Raw genomic sequence first — 15,995 nt, 5'->3', positions numbered from 1 at the left:
TTGACCAGCCGATCAGCGCCTCCCGAACAACGGGAGAACCTCACTCCTGATCTAATATGGCGCGGATCACACGAGGTGAGCGGGGCGCTAAATCTTTTCGGTAAACCCGCAACTCCTCGCGCCTCTGCGCGCAGGCACGCAGGAACCCCAACCCCGTCGACCGGTAGAGTCAGAGTACCTGTCCAGACAGTCATGCCGTTCGCGGGTGAGGTGGAACGCCTATGTCGGCAAACCACCGCCCGTCAGAACGGCTGCGCCAAACGGGCAGTACCGAACGAGCGAACCTGAACTCCGTGACCCGCATTTGGCCGGTCGATCATTACCTTCCGCCCAGGAGGGAGTCTCGGCTGCGCCTGCCGGAACCCCTTACCCCTGGAGGTGCCCGGGCACGGTGTTTCTGCCGCCTCCACAGCAGGAGCGGTGCGTCGTTCGCACCCCGCACTCAATTCGGCACCAGACGCGCGTAGTCCGCGTCGTACACGAAAGGTCCCCATGGACACCAGCCCAGCTTCAGCGAACATCGGCGTCGTCGGCCTGGCCGTGATGGGCTCGAACCTCGCCCGCAACCTCGCCTCACGCGAGGGAAACACCGTCGCCGTCTACAACCGCACACACGCCCGTACCGACGAGCTTGTCGCCGCGCACCCGGAGGCAGGCTTCGTCGCCAGCACGTCGATCGACGACTTCGTCGCCTCGCTGGCCAAACCCCGAACCGCGATCATCATGGTGAAGGCAGGAGCGGGCACGGACGCGGTGATCGACCAGCTCGCCGAACGCTTCGAGCCCGGGGACATCATCGTCGACGGCGGCAACGCGAACTTCCAGGACACCATCGCCCGGGAGAAGCGGATCGCCCCCAGCGGCATCCACTTCGTCGGCACTGGCATCTCCGGCGGCGAGGAGGGCGCCCTCAACGGCCCCTCGATCATGCCGGGAGGTACAGAGGAGTCCTACCGCACCCTGGGGCCGATCCTCGCCTCGATCGCCGCAGTCGCCGAGGGCGAGCCCTGCGTCACCCACGTCGGCACCGACGGCGCAGGCCACTTCGTGAAGATGATCCACAACGGCATCGAGTACGCCGACATGCAGCTCATCGCCGAGGCGTACGACCTGCTGCGCACCATCGGCGGCCTCGAACCGGACACCATTGCCGACGTCTTCGCCGACTGGAACCGTGGCGCGCTGGAGTCGTACCTGATCGAGATCACCGCGGAGGTGCTGCGCCAGAAGGATGCCACCACGGGTAAGCCGTTCGTCGACATCGTGCTCGACCAGGCCGGTTCGAAGGGCACCGGCGTGTGGACCGTGCAGAACGCCCTCGATCTCGGCGTCCCAGTCGGTGGCATCGCCGAAGCCGTCTTCGCCCGCGCCGTCTCCTCAAAGCCGGCCCAGCGCGAAGCCGTACAACGGGTCGTCACCTCGCGGCCGGAGCCGCAGAATGCCGACGCCTCCTTCGCCGACGACGTCGCCAAGGCGCTCTACGCCTCCAAGGTCGTCGCCTACGCGCAGGGTTTCGACGCGATCATCGCGGGAGCGCAGAAGTACGGCTGGGACATCCAGAAGGACAGGATCGCCAAGATCTGGCGCGGCGGCTGCATCATCCGCGCCCAGTTCCTCAACCGCATCGCCGAGGCCTACGACGAGAACCCCAACATCGCGACACTGCTTGAGGCGCCCTACTTCGCACGCGCCGTGGCCGACGGCGAGGCCGCCTGGCGCCGCGTCGTGGCAACGGCCGCGCTCTCCGGCGTACCGGCACCTGGATTCAGCGCCGCGCTCAGCTATTTCGACTCGCTGTCCGTCAAGCGGCTGCCCGCCGCACTCGTGCAGGCCCAGCGCGACTTCTTCGGCGCCCACACCTACGGGCGCGTGGACAAGGACGGTGTCTTTCACACGCTGTGGTCCGGCGACCGCACTGAGGTCACCGTCGAAGGCTCCGGCCACTGAGGGCAGTTGAACGGGTGGGCGGCGGCCACGGGCCAGGACCGGAATAGCCACCCGGGTGCTTGTGATGGCTCCGCGATATCGCGGAGTCAAATGACGATCGCCGTTACGGCCAGGGGGCCATTGCAGATGTAGACCCACTGGTCATCGGGCTAAGCGGGCTCGGTGAAGTCAACTCCACATGGGGGTAGGAGCTTTGGCGGCAGTGGTCGTGATGCCGAAGATCCTGACGGTGGAGTTGGCCGCCGAGCAGCAGGCCGAGGTACGTCGGCGGCTGGCGGGACCTGATCTCTCATGCAACCAGCTGCGGCGGCTGGAGTTCATCCGGCTGCTGGGCCGGGTCCCGACCGCGCCGCAGGTCGCGGGCCTCGTCGAATGCAACCCGGTCACGGTGCGCAATGCAGTGTCCGATTCGCCAGTGGCGGGTTCGATGGGTTGGCCGGTGCCCCGCGCCCGGCACTGCCCGTCCAGGTCATCGACGAGGACCTCAAAGCGTGGTCAACTGCGCCCTTTCCTTCTGATGGGACCCATGGTTCGCCCCCCGGACCAATGGATGCCGCCGCGTCGGCCCCCTGCCCCCGACGACGGGCCAGAAAGGGGCATCGAGTCCGTCCGACCAGCCCCAACTGCCTTGCCGACCCAGGACCTTACCCGTTCCTGGTTCACCCACCGCCACCACCCACAACCGGTGGTGGCGGGCCTGGACGGACAAAGACCCGCCCTCCGAGCTCCAAGCCCCGATCGACTTGGTCACCACCGGACACGGATTTGACCTCTACTGCTGGAATTAGCGAACTACCGGTAGGAGTGACATAAAGGAGACACATAGGTCGACCAAGTATTCTTTGTTTCGAGGCCTCCGGATACGCCCGGACGGCCGGTCAGGCAGTACCACGGAAAGGTGTCCTGGAATGCCACGTCACCGCGTCGACGTCCACAGCCACTACCTTGGCGGAACCGTCGCACAGGTCCTGCGGTCCGGTTTCTCGCTTGCCGGCGGGTACAGGATGTCCGTGCGGTGGTCCCCCGAGGAGGCCATCGCCTACATGGATCGCCAGGGCGTCGCCACCCAGATCCTCTCCACCCCATGGACCTTCACCGGGTCGGAGGACGACCCTGACCTCGCCAAGCGCGTCGCCCGTGCGGTGAACGAGGAGTACGCCGAACTGATCGCGAAGTACCCCGGCCGGTTCGGAGCGTTCGCCGCCCTGCTCGGCGACAGCACCGACGCGATGCTGGAGGAGCTGGAGCATGCCCTGGACACGCTCCACCTGGACGGGGTGATGCTCAACTCCAACACCCAGGGCCGCTACCTCGGCTTCGACTGGTACGAGCCGCTGCTCGCCGAGCTGAACCGCCGCGGGGTCCCCGTCTTCCTGCACCCCGCCGACAGCCCGGTCATCGTCGACCAACTCGGTTTCGGTCGCCCCAGCTCGGTCTGCGAGTTCACCTTCGACACCGCCCGCAACGTCATCAACGCCGTCTACCGCGGCGTCTTCCAGCGCTACCCGGACCTGCGGCTCATCCTCGCCCACTGCGGCGGCCCGCTACCCACCCTGGGCTGGCGCATCGCCGAGCACACCACCATGGGGATGGGCCCCGACGACGCGGACATCGACCCGGCGCACGTCACCGAGGTGCTGAGCAAGCTCTACTACGAGACCGCCCTGGCCGGCAGCCGGAACTCGCTCCTGCCGACCCTGGAGGTCACCGACACGGATCACGTTCTGTTCGGCACCGACTGGCCGGCCGCCCCTGAGCGCACCACCGTCCACAACATCGAGAACCTCATGACGAGCGGCCTCCTCACAGACCAGCAGCTCGAAGACGTCGAGAGCGGCAACGCCAGGAGGCTCTTCCCTCGCCTCTCACTGTCATAGCCGCAACGGCAGGACAGACGCATCCATGGAGCGGACGAGGTAGGCGGCGTCGGGCGCCCCGTCGCCCGCCACCGGCCGGCCGTAGGCGGCTCCGATCACGCGCTTCGACACGAAGCCGAGAGCGGGGCTGTCCGACGCGATCTCGCCGCCGGACCGCCCGCCCGGCCAGACGACGCAACATCTCGGGTTCGGCCTTCCGTCCCTGTACGGCCGTGGGCACCAGCCGTGGCCTCTCCCCCACCGGCGCAAGGTGTCCCTGCCGACCCGGCCCTGGCCGCGACCGCGTCCAGGGCCGGGTCGCACCCCCTCGCACAGCAGGTCGAGAACTGCCGTTTAGATGGCGTCCCCGCCCGGATGGCGTCCCGGCGGTCATGCCACACCTCGATCTGTTCGAGCGGCTTCCTTGAATCGAAGGCGGGGAGCTGGTGCACCGCCAGCGCGGCCTCGCCGACCGGCGGCGCCACATCGTGGAGATCACGCCGGAGGCGTCGACGGCCCTCGGCACCTGGAGACCGCGCTGATGAAGGTCAAGGAGGCGCTCTTCGCCGACCTGTCCGCAAGGGAGCACGCCACCCTGCAAGACCTACTGAACCGCGTCGCCGCCGCCCCCGGCGACTACGAGTGCTGAGCCGATCGGCGGCCTCGCTCCGAGCCCTCCCTCCGGACCGCCTCCGTGCTAGCGTTTGATTGGCTGACCAATGAACGACCGAGAGGACGTAAGCCATGCCCACCGACGTCACCAGGGGAACCGTCCTTGTGCTGGGTGCCACAGGCAACCAGGGGGGCGCCGTCACACATGAGCTGCTGCGCCGGGGCTGGCCGGTGCGGGCGCTCACCCGCGATCCGAAGTCGGCGAAGGCGCAGGCCCTCGCCGAGGCGGGTGCCGAGGTGGTGGCGGGCGACCTCGACGACCCGCAGTCGCTCGACGCCGCGATGAGCGGTGTGTACGGCGTCTACAGCGTGCAGACGTTCATGGGACCGGAAGGCGTCGAGGGCGAGGAGCGGCAGGGCCGCGCCGTCGCCGACGCCGCCGCGCGCGCCAAGGTGCAGCACTTCGTCTACGGCTCGGTGGGCGGCTCCGACCGTGACAGCGGCGTGCCGCACTTCGACAGCAAGGGCCGGATCGAGAAGTACATCGCCGAGCTGGGCCTGCCGGCGACCGTGCTGCGCCCGGCGTTCTTCATTAACAACTTCACCTTCGTCGGTCCGCAGCGCGCCGGTGACGGACTGGTCCTCGCGCTGGGGCTGAAGCCCGAGACCACGCTGCAGATGTTCGCCTCGGAGGACATCGGCCTGTTCGCGGCGGACGCCTTCGAGGACCCCGGCGAGTACATCGGCCGTCAACTGGAGCTTGCGACGGACGAGTTGAGCGGTCCGCAGATGGCCGAGGTGTTCGAGAAGGTGTCGGGTCTGCCCACCACCTTCCAGGAGCTGCCCATCGAGCAGGTGCTGCAGTTCAACGAGGAGATGGGCCTCATGTTCGGCTGGTTCAACGCCGAGGGCTTCAGCGCGGACCTTCCCGTCCTGCGGGCCCGGCACCCCGAGCTGACCACCCTGGAAGCCTGGGCGCGCAGGAACTGGACGGCCCCCGCCGCCCAGTAACCGCTCCCGCGCGCAGGTCACCCGTGCCGAAGGACCTCTTACTCCCCGAGGAGGACCTTCGGCACGGGCATGTCAGCACCGCGCGCTACCGCCAGGTCATGCCTCCCAGGGCGACGGGCCCGCGTCGACCAGATGCATCGCCTTGGGCACGGCCTCCGGTTCGTAGTCCGGGGCGTGATCGCGCAGCACCCTCAGGGCCGTCCGCTCCAGGTGGTGGGCCAGGCAGGACACCGCGGCATCACGGTCGCCCGCGACGACAGCGTCCAGGATGGCGGGGTGCTCGATGTTGCCGGGTTCGGACCAGCGTGTCGGGTCGAAGTGCTGGGTGATGCGGATGTATCGCACGCTGCGGTCGGACAGAGCCCGCAGCTGACGCTGCAGGGCCGCACCCGCGCCGGCGGTGAGCAAGCGGTGGTACTCGCCGTGCGCCGCGAACCAGCCCTCGATGTCCTTCGCCCTGGCCGCTCGGCGCATCGCCGTCACCTGTGCCTTGGCCTCGCGTCTTTCCCGGGCGCCGAAACCGTCCAAGGTCATGGTCAGCGCCAGCGTCTCCAGCATGATGCGCATCGCGTAGTCGGCGTCCAGCTCGGCCGGGTCGATGCAGGTGACCCGCATCCGCTGGTTGGGCTCGGCCTCGACGAGACCCTCCTCCTGGAGCATGCGCAGCGCCTCGCGCACGGGCGTACGGCTCACTCCCAGCTGCCGGCCCAGCGCCACCTGCGACAGCACGGTGCCCGGCGCCAGCCGACCGTCCATGATGCATTCGCGCAGGAGCGCGTGCAGCGGGGCGATCGACTGCCGGGCACCGGGCAGATCAAGCGGCTCGATGCCGTCGATGACGATGGTCGGCTGAGGCATGCCGCCCATTATGACGTATCTGCATACACATTTAGTTGCGTCCAGGTGAAACCCTGAGGGGAAGGCGCACTTCGAAGCGCGTGTCACCGGGAACAGACTGCACCTGGAGGCTCCCGTGGTGCTTGGTCACGACGATCCGCCAGGACATGTCGAGCCCGGCCTGCACGAACGTCGCCGCCATCTCCCAGCCGTCGGCTATGTCGCGCTCGTCGAGCCGGTCGGCGAGCGCGTCCTCCCGGTCGGATGCTTCGAGCGGGCTGAGATACGTGCTCTTCGAGACCTGTTCGGCGGTGCGCTCCTGGAGGTGGACGAGCGCCAGGGTGTGCTCCGCGTACGGCCCGACCGCGATCGCCGCGAGCTTGTGCCGTAGCCCGGCCATCCGCTCGCGCAGTGCCGACGTGGCCCGTACGGCGGCGGCAGCGGGGTTGTTCAGCTCGTGGGTCAGCCCGGCGGACAGCGAGCCGAGTGCCAGCAGGCGTTCGCGCTGGTTGACGGTCTGCTGGGTGGCCTGGGTACCGAAGAACAGCCCCTCCAGCAGATGGACGGCCATCGGGAACCAGTCCCGCATGATCGAGGCGAAGGTCGCGGCGGGCAGGACGAAGAAGCAGGTGGCAGGGTCGCCTTCCTGATGTACGGGGCCAGGCTCGAACCTCTCCACCCGGCCTTCGCGGCACAGCCGCGCCAGCTGCTCCTCGGTCGGGTTCTCGAACAGAAAGAGCGTGCTCAGCTCCTCCACCTCGCAGGGTAGGGGCTGTGTGGTCATGACTGCTCCAAGTAGCGGCGGTGGACGAGCATCACGGCCATGGCGCCCTCGCCGGCGGCCGAGGCGACGCGCTTGGCCGACTCGGCGCACACGTCGCCCGCCACGAAGACGCCCGGGACGCTGGTCTCCAGGTGGTACGGCGGTCGCGTCGGTTCCCAGCCCTGCGGGGGCCGGCCGTCCACGGTCAGGTCGGTGCCGGAGACGATATATCCGCGGTCGTCCCGCGCCACGGTTCCCGCCAGCCAGTCCGTGGGCGGGGCGGCACCGATGAACACGAACAGCCACTGGGTGTCGACGAGTTCGGTGTGCCCGGTCGTGGTGTCGCGCAGCGTGAGCTGCTCCAGGTGGTCGGTGCCGTGCGCCTCCGCCACGACCGCGCTGGTGCGGACGGTGATGTTGGGCGTCCGCTCGATCTGCTGGATCAGGTAGTGCTACATCGACGCGGCCAGGGACCGCCCGCGCACCAGCAGGGTGACCGACTTGGCGGTATTGGACAGGTGCATGGCGGCCTGGCCGGCGGAGTTGGCGCCGCCGACGATGTACACATCGTGCCCTGAGGATGCGGAGGTCTCGGTGAGTGCGGAGCCGTAGAAGACGCCGCGCCCGGTCAGCTCGGTGAGGCCCGGCGCGTCCAGCTGGGCGAGCCCGGCCGGGCCGCCGCCGATGACGACCAGGTCGTGGAAGTCCTCCGCCGGTGTGGTCGCCAGACCCACCCGCGCCGCGAGTTCACGGTCGTCGGGCTCCACGAGCGGGATGCCGTCGGGGGTGACCACCAACGGAAGGCGTTCGGCGGCGTGCCCGGCGGCGGCCAGCAGGCGTCGGCCCTCCGGGTCGTCGGCCGAGTACCAGCGGTAGGGGACGTGGTTGCGGGCCAGGAACTCCCGCACCTCGGACGACCGTGCCGACCAGCGGTGACCGACGACCTGGACGCTGGGCGCCGGCCGGTGCTCGGAGGCGCGCCAGGCGGCCAGCAGGTCGTCCAGGACCGGATAGGGCTTCTCCTCCGGCGGGTCCCACGGCTTGAGCAGACAGTGGTCGAGATCGACCGGGTTGATCGCGTCGATCGCCGCGCTCGTGTCCGCGTACGCGGTCAGCAGGACAGCCGGGCGACATAACCGTAGTAGACGTCGCTCATCAGTTGGGCGCTGGTCTTCTGCGGGGCGACATGGCTGAGCGCCGTCAGCGGTACGCACGGCACCCGCCGCGCGTCAAGGTGGATGTCCATCGCCTGTTCGAGGAACTCGATGCCGTTCATCTGCGGCATGCGGTAGTCGGCGAGGATCACCGCCACCTGGTCGCCGCGCAGCTTGAGCTCCCGGAGGGTGTCCAGGGCGGACTCCCCGGACTCGGCCCGGACGATCCGGTGGGTCCGCCGTAGCGGCGTCTCAGGTCGCGGGCGACCACCCGGGACACTCCCGGGTCGTCGTCCACGGCCGGGATGACGATCCGCACCGGGCTCTCCGTCTGTGCCATGCCTCTCCCCTGTTCGCTCATCGCGCTTCCCTCCCAGCGCCGTCGCGGTCTACTCGGGCCGCAGGGCGGCCAGTTGCTCCGCGAAGGGCACGACGTCCGGTTCCTCGGCGGCCCGGCCGCCGCCACCGGGGAGGTCGCGCAGGAGACCGGCCAGGTCCCGGCCCGCGTGGGCGATCCGGCGGGGCAGGGTGTCGGTGAGCGCGTCGCCGTTGCCACCCCAGTCCTCCGACGCCGCGTACACGGCGGTGGGGGTGACCACCGCGCGCAGGTAAGCGAAGAGGGGGCGCAGCGCGTGCTCCAGGGCGAGCGAGTGGCGTGCGGTGCCTCCGGTGGCGCCGACCAGGACGGGCTTGCCGGTGAGGGCGTCGTTGTCGATCACGTCGAAGAACGACTTGAACAGACCGCTGTAGGAGGCGGTGAACACCGGCGTGACGGTGATCAGGCCATCGGCCGAGGTGACCGTGTCGATCGCTTCGGACAGTTCGGGCGAGGGGAAGCCGGAGGCGAAGTTCTTGGCGATGTCGACGGCCAGATCGCGCAGTTCGATGATCTGGACCTCGACCTCGCGCCCGGCGGCGGCCAGTTCGGTGCCGACCGACTCGGCGAGCCGGTCGGCGAGCAGCCTGGTGGAGGAGGGGACACTCAGGCCGGCCGAGACGACGGCGAGGCGCAGGGTCTGGTGGGTGCTCACTTCTCCTCCTCGGCGCTCTCGGAGGCCGCCGCCTCGCGGTCGGCGAGCAGGGAGGCGTGGGTGGGCCCCTCGGGAACGCCGGCGGGCCGCGCGGCGACGAGTTCCTTGCGCAGGACGGGTATGACCTCCTCGCCGAGCAGGTCGAGCGTGTCCAGGACCGTCTTCAGCGGCATTCCGCCCGTGTCGACGGCGAAGAGCTGGCGCTGGTAGTCGCCGTAGTGTTCGCGGAAGGTCAGCGCCTTGTCGATGACCTGCTGCGGGCTGCCCACGATGAGCGGCGTCTGCTCCATGTACTCCTCCATCGTCGGACCGTGTCCGGACATCGGGGAGTTGTCGAAGTACGGGCGGTACTCGCGCACGGCGTCCTGGGAGTTGCGGCGGATGAAGACGAGTCCGCCGGCGCCGACGATCGCCTGTTCCGCGGTGCCGTGGCCGTAGTGGGCGTAGCGCTCGCGGTAGATACCGATCAGGCGGCGGAAGTGGTCCTTGGGCATGAAGAGGTTGTTGACGAAGAAGCCGTCGCCGTAGTAGGCGGCCTGCTCGGCGATCTCCGGGCTGCGCACGGAGCCGTGCCAGACGAATGGCGGTATCCCGTCCAGTGGCCTCGGGACAGAGGTGAAGGACTGCAGCGGGGTGCGGAAGCGGCCTTCCCAGTCGACGTGCTCCTCGCGCCACAACTGGTGCAGCAGCGCGTAGTTCTCGATGGCGAGCGGGATGCCGTGCCGGACGTCCTTGCCGAACCAGGGGTAGACGGGACCGGTGTTGCCGCGGCCCAGCATCAGGTCGGCACGGCCGTCTGCGAGGTGCTGGAGCACCGCGTAGTCCTCGGCAATCTTGACGGGGTCGTTGGTGGTGATCAGCGTCGTCGACGTGGACAGGATGATCCGGCTGGTCTTCGCGGCTATGTGGGACAGCAGGGTGGTGGGTGAGGAGGAGACGAACGGCGGGTTGTGGTGCTCGCCGGTCGCGAAGACGTCGAGTCCGACCTCCTCGGCCTTGACGGCGATCGCGACCATCGCCTTCAGGCGCTCCTGCTCGGTCGGCGGCCTGCGGGTGGTGGGATTGGGGCTGACGTCGCCTATGGAGAACGTACCGAACTGCACTGGGGGCTCCGGGAGTTGGGAATGCTGAAGGGAAGGGTTCCGGGGTGGGCGGCGGGACAGGGCCGCGCGGGGCATGGCTGAGGGGCGGGCCGATCGTCTGCCCCTCACCCCGGCGGGTCACTGCTGCGGCATGAGCCCCATGACGAACGGGATGATCTTGCCGCCGCGGTCGCTGGTCCAGTTCTCGGCCAGTTCGGCCAGGAGCTGGACGGTGGAGGTGATGGTGGCGCCGGCGTTCTCCATGCGGCGGATGGCGATGCCGTCGGCCATCTTCGTCGGGGAGCCGCCCGCGTCGGCGACGACCTGGACCTCGTAACCCAACTGCAGGGCCGTCAGGGTGGGGTAGACGGTGCACACGTCGTTGGTGACGCCGGCGATGATCAGCTTCTTGCGCCCGGTCTCCCGCACCGCTGCGGCGAAGTTCTCGTCGTCCATGGCGTTGACGACGCCGAGGCGCTTGATACGCGCCTCGAACTCCTTGGGGGCGATCTCGGCGAGTTCGGCGAGCAGCGGGCCCTGGGCGTACTCCTCCATGGAGGAGGTCAGCACCAGCGGGATGTCGACCGCCTTGGCCGTGTTGGCCAGCGCCAGGGCGTTGGCCTTCATCTGCTCGAAGGGAATGGAGCGGACCCACCCCATGGTGCCCACCTGGTGGTCGATGAGCAGCATCGCCGTGTTCTCGGCGGTGAAGGATTGTGCGGGCATGAGGGGAACCTCTCTTGCGGGCGGACCGGCCATGCGGCTGATCCACAGTTCGATCGGACGTGATTAGTTTGCCGACCAATTGTTTCCCACAGCGTACGCCCTGCCCCACATATTCCCGGAGGGGCAGAGCCGCAAAAAAGGCATACCGCCACAACTCTCTTCTCTGCGCTCAGAGTTTCGCGAGCGCTTGCCGGGCGGCCGGGACCACATCGTGAGCGAAGACACTCAGCTGACGCTCGTGATCCCTGTCCGGCCAGTAGGTAAACCCGTTCATCCCGTACTCCGCGCACACCTGGGTGATCTGCTCGACCCACTGATCGACCGGGCCGTGGAAGTCGCCGCTGGACGTCGGCCCGATGATGCCGTTGAGGTTGTAGACCTTGCGGATCGAGCCGGGATCGCGGCCCGCCCGCGCCGCAGCGTCGTCGATACGGGCCGAGGCGTCACCGAGCCGGTCCAGCCCGAGGGAGAAGAGCGAGGGCATCCAGCCGTCGGCCCGGGTGCCGGTCAGCTCGAGCATGCGGGGGCCGTAGGCGCCCAGCCAGATGCCCAGCGACGGCGACGGCGTGGGCCCCGGGTGGATGCCGGCCACGCGGTAGTACTCACCGCCCGCCCGCGCGGTCCGCTCGCCGCTCCACATGGCCCGGATCACGTCGAGGGCGTCGACCAGCGCGTCGACGGACTCCTTCTTGCCGCGGCGCGGACCGCCCATGGCCGCGATCGGCTCCCAGAAGGCCCCCGCGCCCAGTCCGAGCTGGAGCCGGCTGCCCGACAGCAGGTCGAAGCTGGCGGCGGCCTTGGCCAGCATGGCAGGCGGCCGCAGCGGCAGGTTGGCGACCGTCGGGACGAAGGTCACCCGTTCGGTGCGGGCCGCGAGGAACGCCATCAAGGTCCACGTGTCGTGGAACGCCTGCTGGTAGGGGTGGTCCTGAACGGTGACGAGGTCCAGACCGTCGCGGTCGGCCTGCAGGGCGTACCGCAGCGGCTGATCACCCTCCCCCCACACCGGGTCGACGTTCGCACCGAAGAGCACGGGCAGGGTCATGGGTTCACTCCACAGGTCAGGGCTTGCCGCCACACACCACTCTATTGGCCGACCAATTTAGTATGGGTGAGATGATTCCACGACAAGCGACTCGTTCGCCCCGCAAGGAGGAACAGCAACCATGCCGCCAGCGTCCGATTCGGTCCAGGGCAAAGACGATGCGGTACCGACCGTCGCCGGTGCTCCGATGAGCGAGGCCATCTTCCGCGCCGCCCGTGTGCATCGGATCATGGCGGGCAGTCTGCTGCGCGAGACCGGCCTCTACCCCGGGCAGGAGCTGCTGATGATGCAGCTGTGGGAACGCGGCGAACAGCGCCAGGCCGACCTCATCAAGACGCTGGGGCTCGATCCGTCCACCGTCACCAAGATGCTGCAACGCCTGGAGCAGTCCGGGTTCGTCACCCGCAGTCCCTCCCCCACCGATCGCCGAGCCGTCGTCGTGAACACCACCCGCGCGGGCCAGGCCCTGCGCGACCGGGTTCTCCAGGCCTGGCGCGACCTGGAGTCGATCACCGCCGCGGGGTTCTCAAAGGACGAGTACGAGCAAGCGATGCGGGTCCTGACCCGGATCGAGACGAACCTCACCGGCACATCCTCCGACGCGGGCGATCCCTCCGTCGTCGGCTGACCGTCGAGGCGGGCTGACCAGGCTGTCTCACTCCCCCGGGTAGCGGACCCCGATGCTCTCGCGAACGGCGTCCAGCGTCGCCATGACCGCGAGCGTGCCGTCCAGCGGAACGAACGGCGACTCGGTGGCGCCGGCCCGCAGACAGCGGGCCACCTCCAGCGCCTCATGGGTGTAGCCGTAGCCCGGGGAGTCCGGCAGCCGGACCTCTTCGGGCTCGCGGCCCGGCCGGTGCAGAACAAAGCCGTCCGCGTGGAAGAAGTCCCGCGCGAACTCGATCCGGCCGCCGGTGCCGTTGACCGAGGCGCGCTGGGCCGTCTGCGTGCCCAGTGAGCAGGAGAGCACCGCGACCGGTCCGCTGTCGTAGCCCAGCAGGATGCCGGTGTTGTCGTCGACGCCCCGGGGATTGAGGTGTGCCCAGGCGGAGACGGCGTCGGGGACGCCGAGCAGCAGATGGGCGAAGGAGACCGGGTAGACACCGAGGTCGAGCAGGGCGCCGCCGCCCTGCAGCGGGTCGTGCAGACGATGGCCGGCGGCGAAGGGCAGGGAGATGCTGAAGTCGGCGTGCACCGAGCGGACCTCGCCTATCGCACCGTCCGCGATCAGCTCCCGCATGCGCAGCACGGCGGGATTGACGTAGGTCCACATCGCCTCCATCAGGAAGACGTTGCGCTTGCGGGCGATGTCCACCAGGTCCTGGGCCTGGGCGAGATTGAGCGTGAGCGGCTTCTCGCACAGCACCGCCTTCCCGGCGTTCAGACAGAGCGCGGCCGCCGCATGGTGGGCCGAGTGCGGAGCGGCGATGTACACGACGTCCACGTCGGGGTCGTTGGCAAAGTCCTGCCAGCTGCCATGGGCGCGGGAGATGCCATGCCGGTCGGCGAACCTCCGGGCGGCGTCGGTGCTGCGGGAGCCCACGGCGACCAGTTCGGCGTCGTCGGGGATGAGGCGCAGGTCCTCGGCGAAGGTGTGGGCGATGGAGCCGGTGGCGAGGACGCCCCAGCGGACGGGGCGTATTCCTGTCATGGGCTGAGGTCCTTCCGTAGCGCGTGAGTACGGGGCCGCGGTGCGCTCACTTGCCGAATCCGGCGGTGAGACCGCTGATGAGCTGGCGGCGGCCGATGGTGTACAGGGCGAGGATCGGCAGGGTGGAGAGCACGACCGCGGCCAGGATCGCCGGAACGTTGATCGTGAACTGGCCCTGGAAACTCCAGACGAACAACGGCAGGACGCGCTTGTCGGGGCTCTGGGTGAGGATCAGCGGGAAGAGGAAGCCGTTCCAGACGTTGAGCGCGTCATAAATGGTGACCGTGATCAGCGCCGGGCGGGACAGCGGGAGTGCCAGGTTCCACAGCATGCGCCAGTGGCCGGCGCCCTCGGCGCGCATCGACTCGTACAGCTCGTCGGGGATGTCCCGCAGGAAGTTGACCATGATGATCACGGTGATCGGGATCGCGAAGGCCGCAGACGGCAACACGATCGCGAGCAGGGTGTCGTACATCTGCGCCTTGGCGATCAGGTAGTACACCGGGATGATCGTGGCCTGGAGCGGGATGGCGAGGCCCAGCAGGAAGACGCTGAACGTCCAGCGCAGCGCGCGGCTGGTGCCGCGCACGATGGCGTAGGCGGCGAGGAAGGACACCGTGAGGGTGATCAGGGTCGCGCCGGTGGTGACCAGGAGGCTGTTGATCAAGTAGTGCCAGAAGCCGTTGTCGAGGACCTGGCGGTAGTTCTCCAGGGTCGGATGCGTCGGCACGGAGAGCGGGTTGGCGTCGAAGTAGCCCTCGCGGGTGCGCAGGCTGGTGACGACGACCCAGTACACGGGCACGATCACGATCACCAGCCACACCGCGCCGGCGAAGGCGCCGAGCGGGTTGGTGCGGCGCAGCCGCCACAGGCGGCCGCGGCCCGGGGCGTGTGCGGGTGATGCCACGGGCGACGGTGCGCCGGGCGAGTCGGTGGACGGGGCTTGGGAGAGCGCGGACATCACATACCTGCCTGCTGGCTGCGCATCCGGCTGAAACCGGAGAACCGTACGAGGGCGAGAGAGAGGACGAGTCCGGCTAGGACGAGCACCACGGAGATGGCGCTGGCGAGGCCCATCTGGTTGCTCTGGAAGCCGGTGATGTACATGTCGAGCGGCAGGATGCGGGTGGAGTAGCCGGGACCGCCGCCGGTGAGCACGAACACCAGGTCGAAGTAGGTGAGGGAGCCGACGGTCATCAGCGTGGAGGACGTGACGATCGTGTAGCGCAGCTGGGGCAGCGTGATGTGCCAGAACTGCTTGGCCCGGCCCGCTCCGTCGATGGACGCGGCCTCGTACAGCGAGGCCGGGATCTGCCGGGCACCGGCCTGGTAGAGCAGGGTGTGGAAGGGCAGGAACTGCCAGGCGATGACGAACACGACAGCATAGAAGGCGAGTTGGGGGTCGCCCAGCCAGTCCTTGTCGAGCAGTGGCAGATGCATGGTCGCCCCGAGGCCGAAGTTCGGGTCGAGCAGGTTCTTGAAGATGATGGCGATCGCCGCCGTGGAGATCAGCAGCGGGACGAAGTAGAAGACGGCGAACAGCGCGCGATAGCGCTGCTTTCCGGCGACGAACACGCCCAGCAGCAGCGCGAGCGGGGTCTGCACCACCCAGGAGATGATCATCATCTTGAGGGTGAGCCACAGGGCGTGCCGGGTGACCGAACTGGTGAGCGCCTCGTGCCAGTTGTCGAAGCCGGCCCATGAGGGGCTGCCCAGGCCGTCCCAGCGGGTGAAGCTGAGATAGACCACGATGGCCATCGGCACGAGCGCGAACAGCGCGAACAGCAGCAGGGCGGGCAGGGCCATCAGGAAGGGCGGGCCGTCGCCGCTCGCGCGCGACGACCGCGCGCGCTTGCGGGGTGGCGCCTTGGAGGCGTTGGAGAGGGTCACTTCGTCGCCGCCTGGTCCATCTGGGAGCCGAACTGCTGCGGGGTGATCTGGCCGAGGAAGAGCTGGTCCAGGTGGGTCAGCAGCGTGTCGCCGAGCTCGGGGCTGAGCGCCTGGTCCCAGGAGAGCTGGAAGCTCTTCGCGTTGCTGGTCAGGTTGTAGACGTACGAGGACCAGTCGGAGTTCTTCGACGCCTTGATCTTGGCGTCGAGGCCCTTGACCGGCGGGACGTCGCCGTTCTTGAGGAGGCTGTCGACGTAGCTGTCGTTGTAGACGCCGTCCTTGAGGTACGACACAGCGGTCTTCTTCTCCTTGGCGCTCGCCTGCGCCGACACGGAGAAGAAGTTGGCGGGGTTGCCGACGATGTTCGTCGCGTCGCCCTTGCCGCCGCTG

General features: G+C 68.7%; 12 protein-coding genes and 3 pseudogenes. 4 read left to right on the top strand and 11 right to left on the bottom strand.

The window, feature by feature from the left end; all coding sequences use genetic code 11:
* The first annotated feature begins 492 nt into the window (after window positions 1-492).
* The 3 genes from gndA to ACIRA5_RS47375 all read left to right on the top strand — a co-directional run bounded on the left by gndA (window position 493) and on the right by ACIRA5_RS47375 (window position 5,426).
* Window positions 493-1,947 (top strand): NADP-dependent phosphogluconate dehydrogenase, encoded by a 1,455-nt coding sequence (gndA, locus tag ACIRA5_RS47385; RefSeq protein ID WP_403702978.1) that lies wholly within the window; start codon window positions 493-495, stop codon window positions 1,945-1,947.
* A 908-nt stretch (window positions 1,948-2,855) separates the two neighbouring features.
* Window positions 2,856-3,824: an amidohydrolase family protein gene (locus ACIRA5_RS47380; RefSeq protein ID WP_403702975.1), complete on the top strand. Its 969-nt coding sequence runs from the start codon at window positions 2,856-2,858 to the stop codon at window positions 3,822-3,824.
* A gap of 723 nt (window positions 3,825-4,547) precedes the next feature.
* Complete coding sequence (locus tag ACIRA5_RS47375; protein WP_403702973.1) at window positions 4,548-5,426, top strand: NmrA/HSCARG family protein; 879 nt, start codon at window positions 4,548-4,550, stop codon at window positions 5,424-5,426.
* A gap of 96 nt (window positions 5,427-5,522) precedes the next feature.
* Here the strand turns inward: ACIRA5_RS47375 and ACIRA5_RS47370 are convergent, their stop codons facing one another.
* The 7 genes and pseudogenes from ACIRA5_RS47370 to ACIRA5_RS47340 form a co-directional block, all read right to left on the bottom strand.
* Window positions 5,523-6,284, bottom strand: coding sequence for a GntR family transcriptional regulator (locus tag ACIRA5_RS47370; RefSeq protein ID WP_403702970.1), 762 nt, complete (start codon window positions 6,282-6,284; stop codon window positions 5,523-5,525).
* A 139-nt stretch (window positions 6,285-6,423) separates the two neighbouring features.
* A pseudogene (locus tag ACIRA5_RS47365) lies at window positions 6,424-7,047 on the bottom strand (histidine kinase); the annotation flags it as partial.
* A pseudogene (locus tag ACIRA5_RS47360) lies at window positions 7,044-8,520 on the bottom strand (FAD-dependent oxidoreductase). The pseudogenes ACIRA5_RS47360 and ACIRA5_RS47365, both read right to left, overlap by 4 nt.
* A 49-nt stretch (window positions 8,521-8,569) precedes the next feature.
* Window positions 8,570-9,211 (bottom strand): FMN reductase, encoded by a 642-nt coding sequence (locus ACIRA5_RS47355; protein WP_403702967.1) that lies wholly within the window; start codon window positions 9,209-9,211, stop codon window positions 8,570-8,572.
* Window positions 9,208-10,314: a CE1758 family FMN-dependent luciferase-like monooxygenase gene (locus ACIRA5_RS47350; RefSeq protein ID WP_403702964.1), complete on the bottom strand. Its 1,107-nt coding sequence runs from the start codon at window positions 10,312-10,314 to the stop codon at window positions 9,208-9,210. Before ACIRA5_RS47350 ends, ACIRA5_RS47355 begins: the two co-directional genes overlap by 4 nt.
* A gap of 117 nt (window positions 10,315-10,431) precedes the next feature.
* Window positions 10,432-11,019: an isochorismatase family protein gene (locus tag ACIRA5_RS47345; RefSeq protein ID WP_403702961.1), complete on the bottom strand. Its 588-nt coding sequence runs from the start codon at window positions 11,017-11,019 to the stop codon at window positions 10,432-10,434.
* Between the two features lie 169 nt (window positions 11,020-11,188).
* On the bottom strand, window positions 11,189-12,064 hold the full coding sequence (locus ACIRA5_RS47340; RefSeq protein ID WP_403702958.1) for an LLM class flavin-dependent oxidoreductase: 876 nt from the start codon (window positions 12,062-12,064) through the stop codon (window positions 11,189-11,191).
* A gap of 121 nt (window positions 12,065-12,185) precedes the next feature.
* Between ACIRA5_RS47340 and ACIRA5_RS47335 the strand changes: the two genes are divergently transcribed.
* Window positions 12,186-12,692, top strand: a complete 507-nt coding sequence (locus ACIRA5_RS47335; protein WP_403702955.1) for a MarR family winged helix-turn-helix transcriptional regulator — start codon at window positions 12,186-12,188, stop codon at window positions 12,690-12,692.
* Between the two features lie 27 nt (window positions 12,693-12,719).
* Here the strand turns inward: ACIRA5_RS47335 and ACIRA5_RS47330 are convergent, their stop codons facing one another.
* From ACIRA5_RS47330 to ACIRA5_RS47315, 4 genes and pseudogenes are all read right to left on the bottom strand, one after another.
* Entirely contained in the window at window positions 12,720-13,715 is a 996-nt protein-coding gene (locus ACIRA5_RS47330) for a Gfo/Idh/MocA family protein (protein ID WP_403702952.1), read from the bottom strand.
* A 46-nt stretch (window positions 13,716-13,761) separates the two neighbouring features.
* Window positions 13,762-14,676, bottom strand: coding sequence for a carbohydrate ABC transporter permease (locus ACIRA5_RS47325; RefSeq protein WP_403702949.1), 915 nt, complete (start codon window positions 14,674-14,676; stop codon window positions 13,762-13,764).
* Window positions 14,676-15,521 (bottom strand): carbohydrate ABC transporter permease, encoded by an 846-nt coding sequence (locus tag ACIRA5_RS47320; protein WP_403703304.1) that lies wholly within the window; start codon window positions 15,519-15,521, stop codon window positions 14,676-14,678. The genes ACIRA5_RS47325 and ACIRA5_RS47320 overlap by 1 nt, the downstream gene beginning before the upstream one ends.
* Window positions 15,522-15,601: 80 nt before the next feature.
* Window positions 15,602-15,995 (bottom strand): annotated as a pseudogene (locus ACIRA5_RS47315) (sugar ABC transporter substrate-binding protein); the annotation flags it as partial.

Source organism: Streptomyces sp. NPDC096311 (assembly GCF_044763085.1).
Taxonomy (GTDB): Bacteria; Actinomycetota; Actinomycetes; order Streptomycetales; family Streptomycetaceae; genus Streptomyces.
Note: the sequence above shows the minus strand (reverse complement) of the source record. Positions and strands in the feature narration are given on the sequence as shown.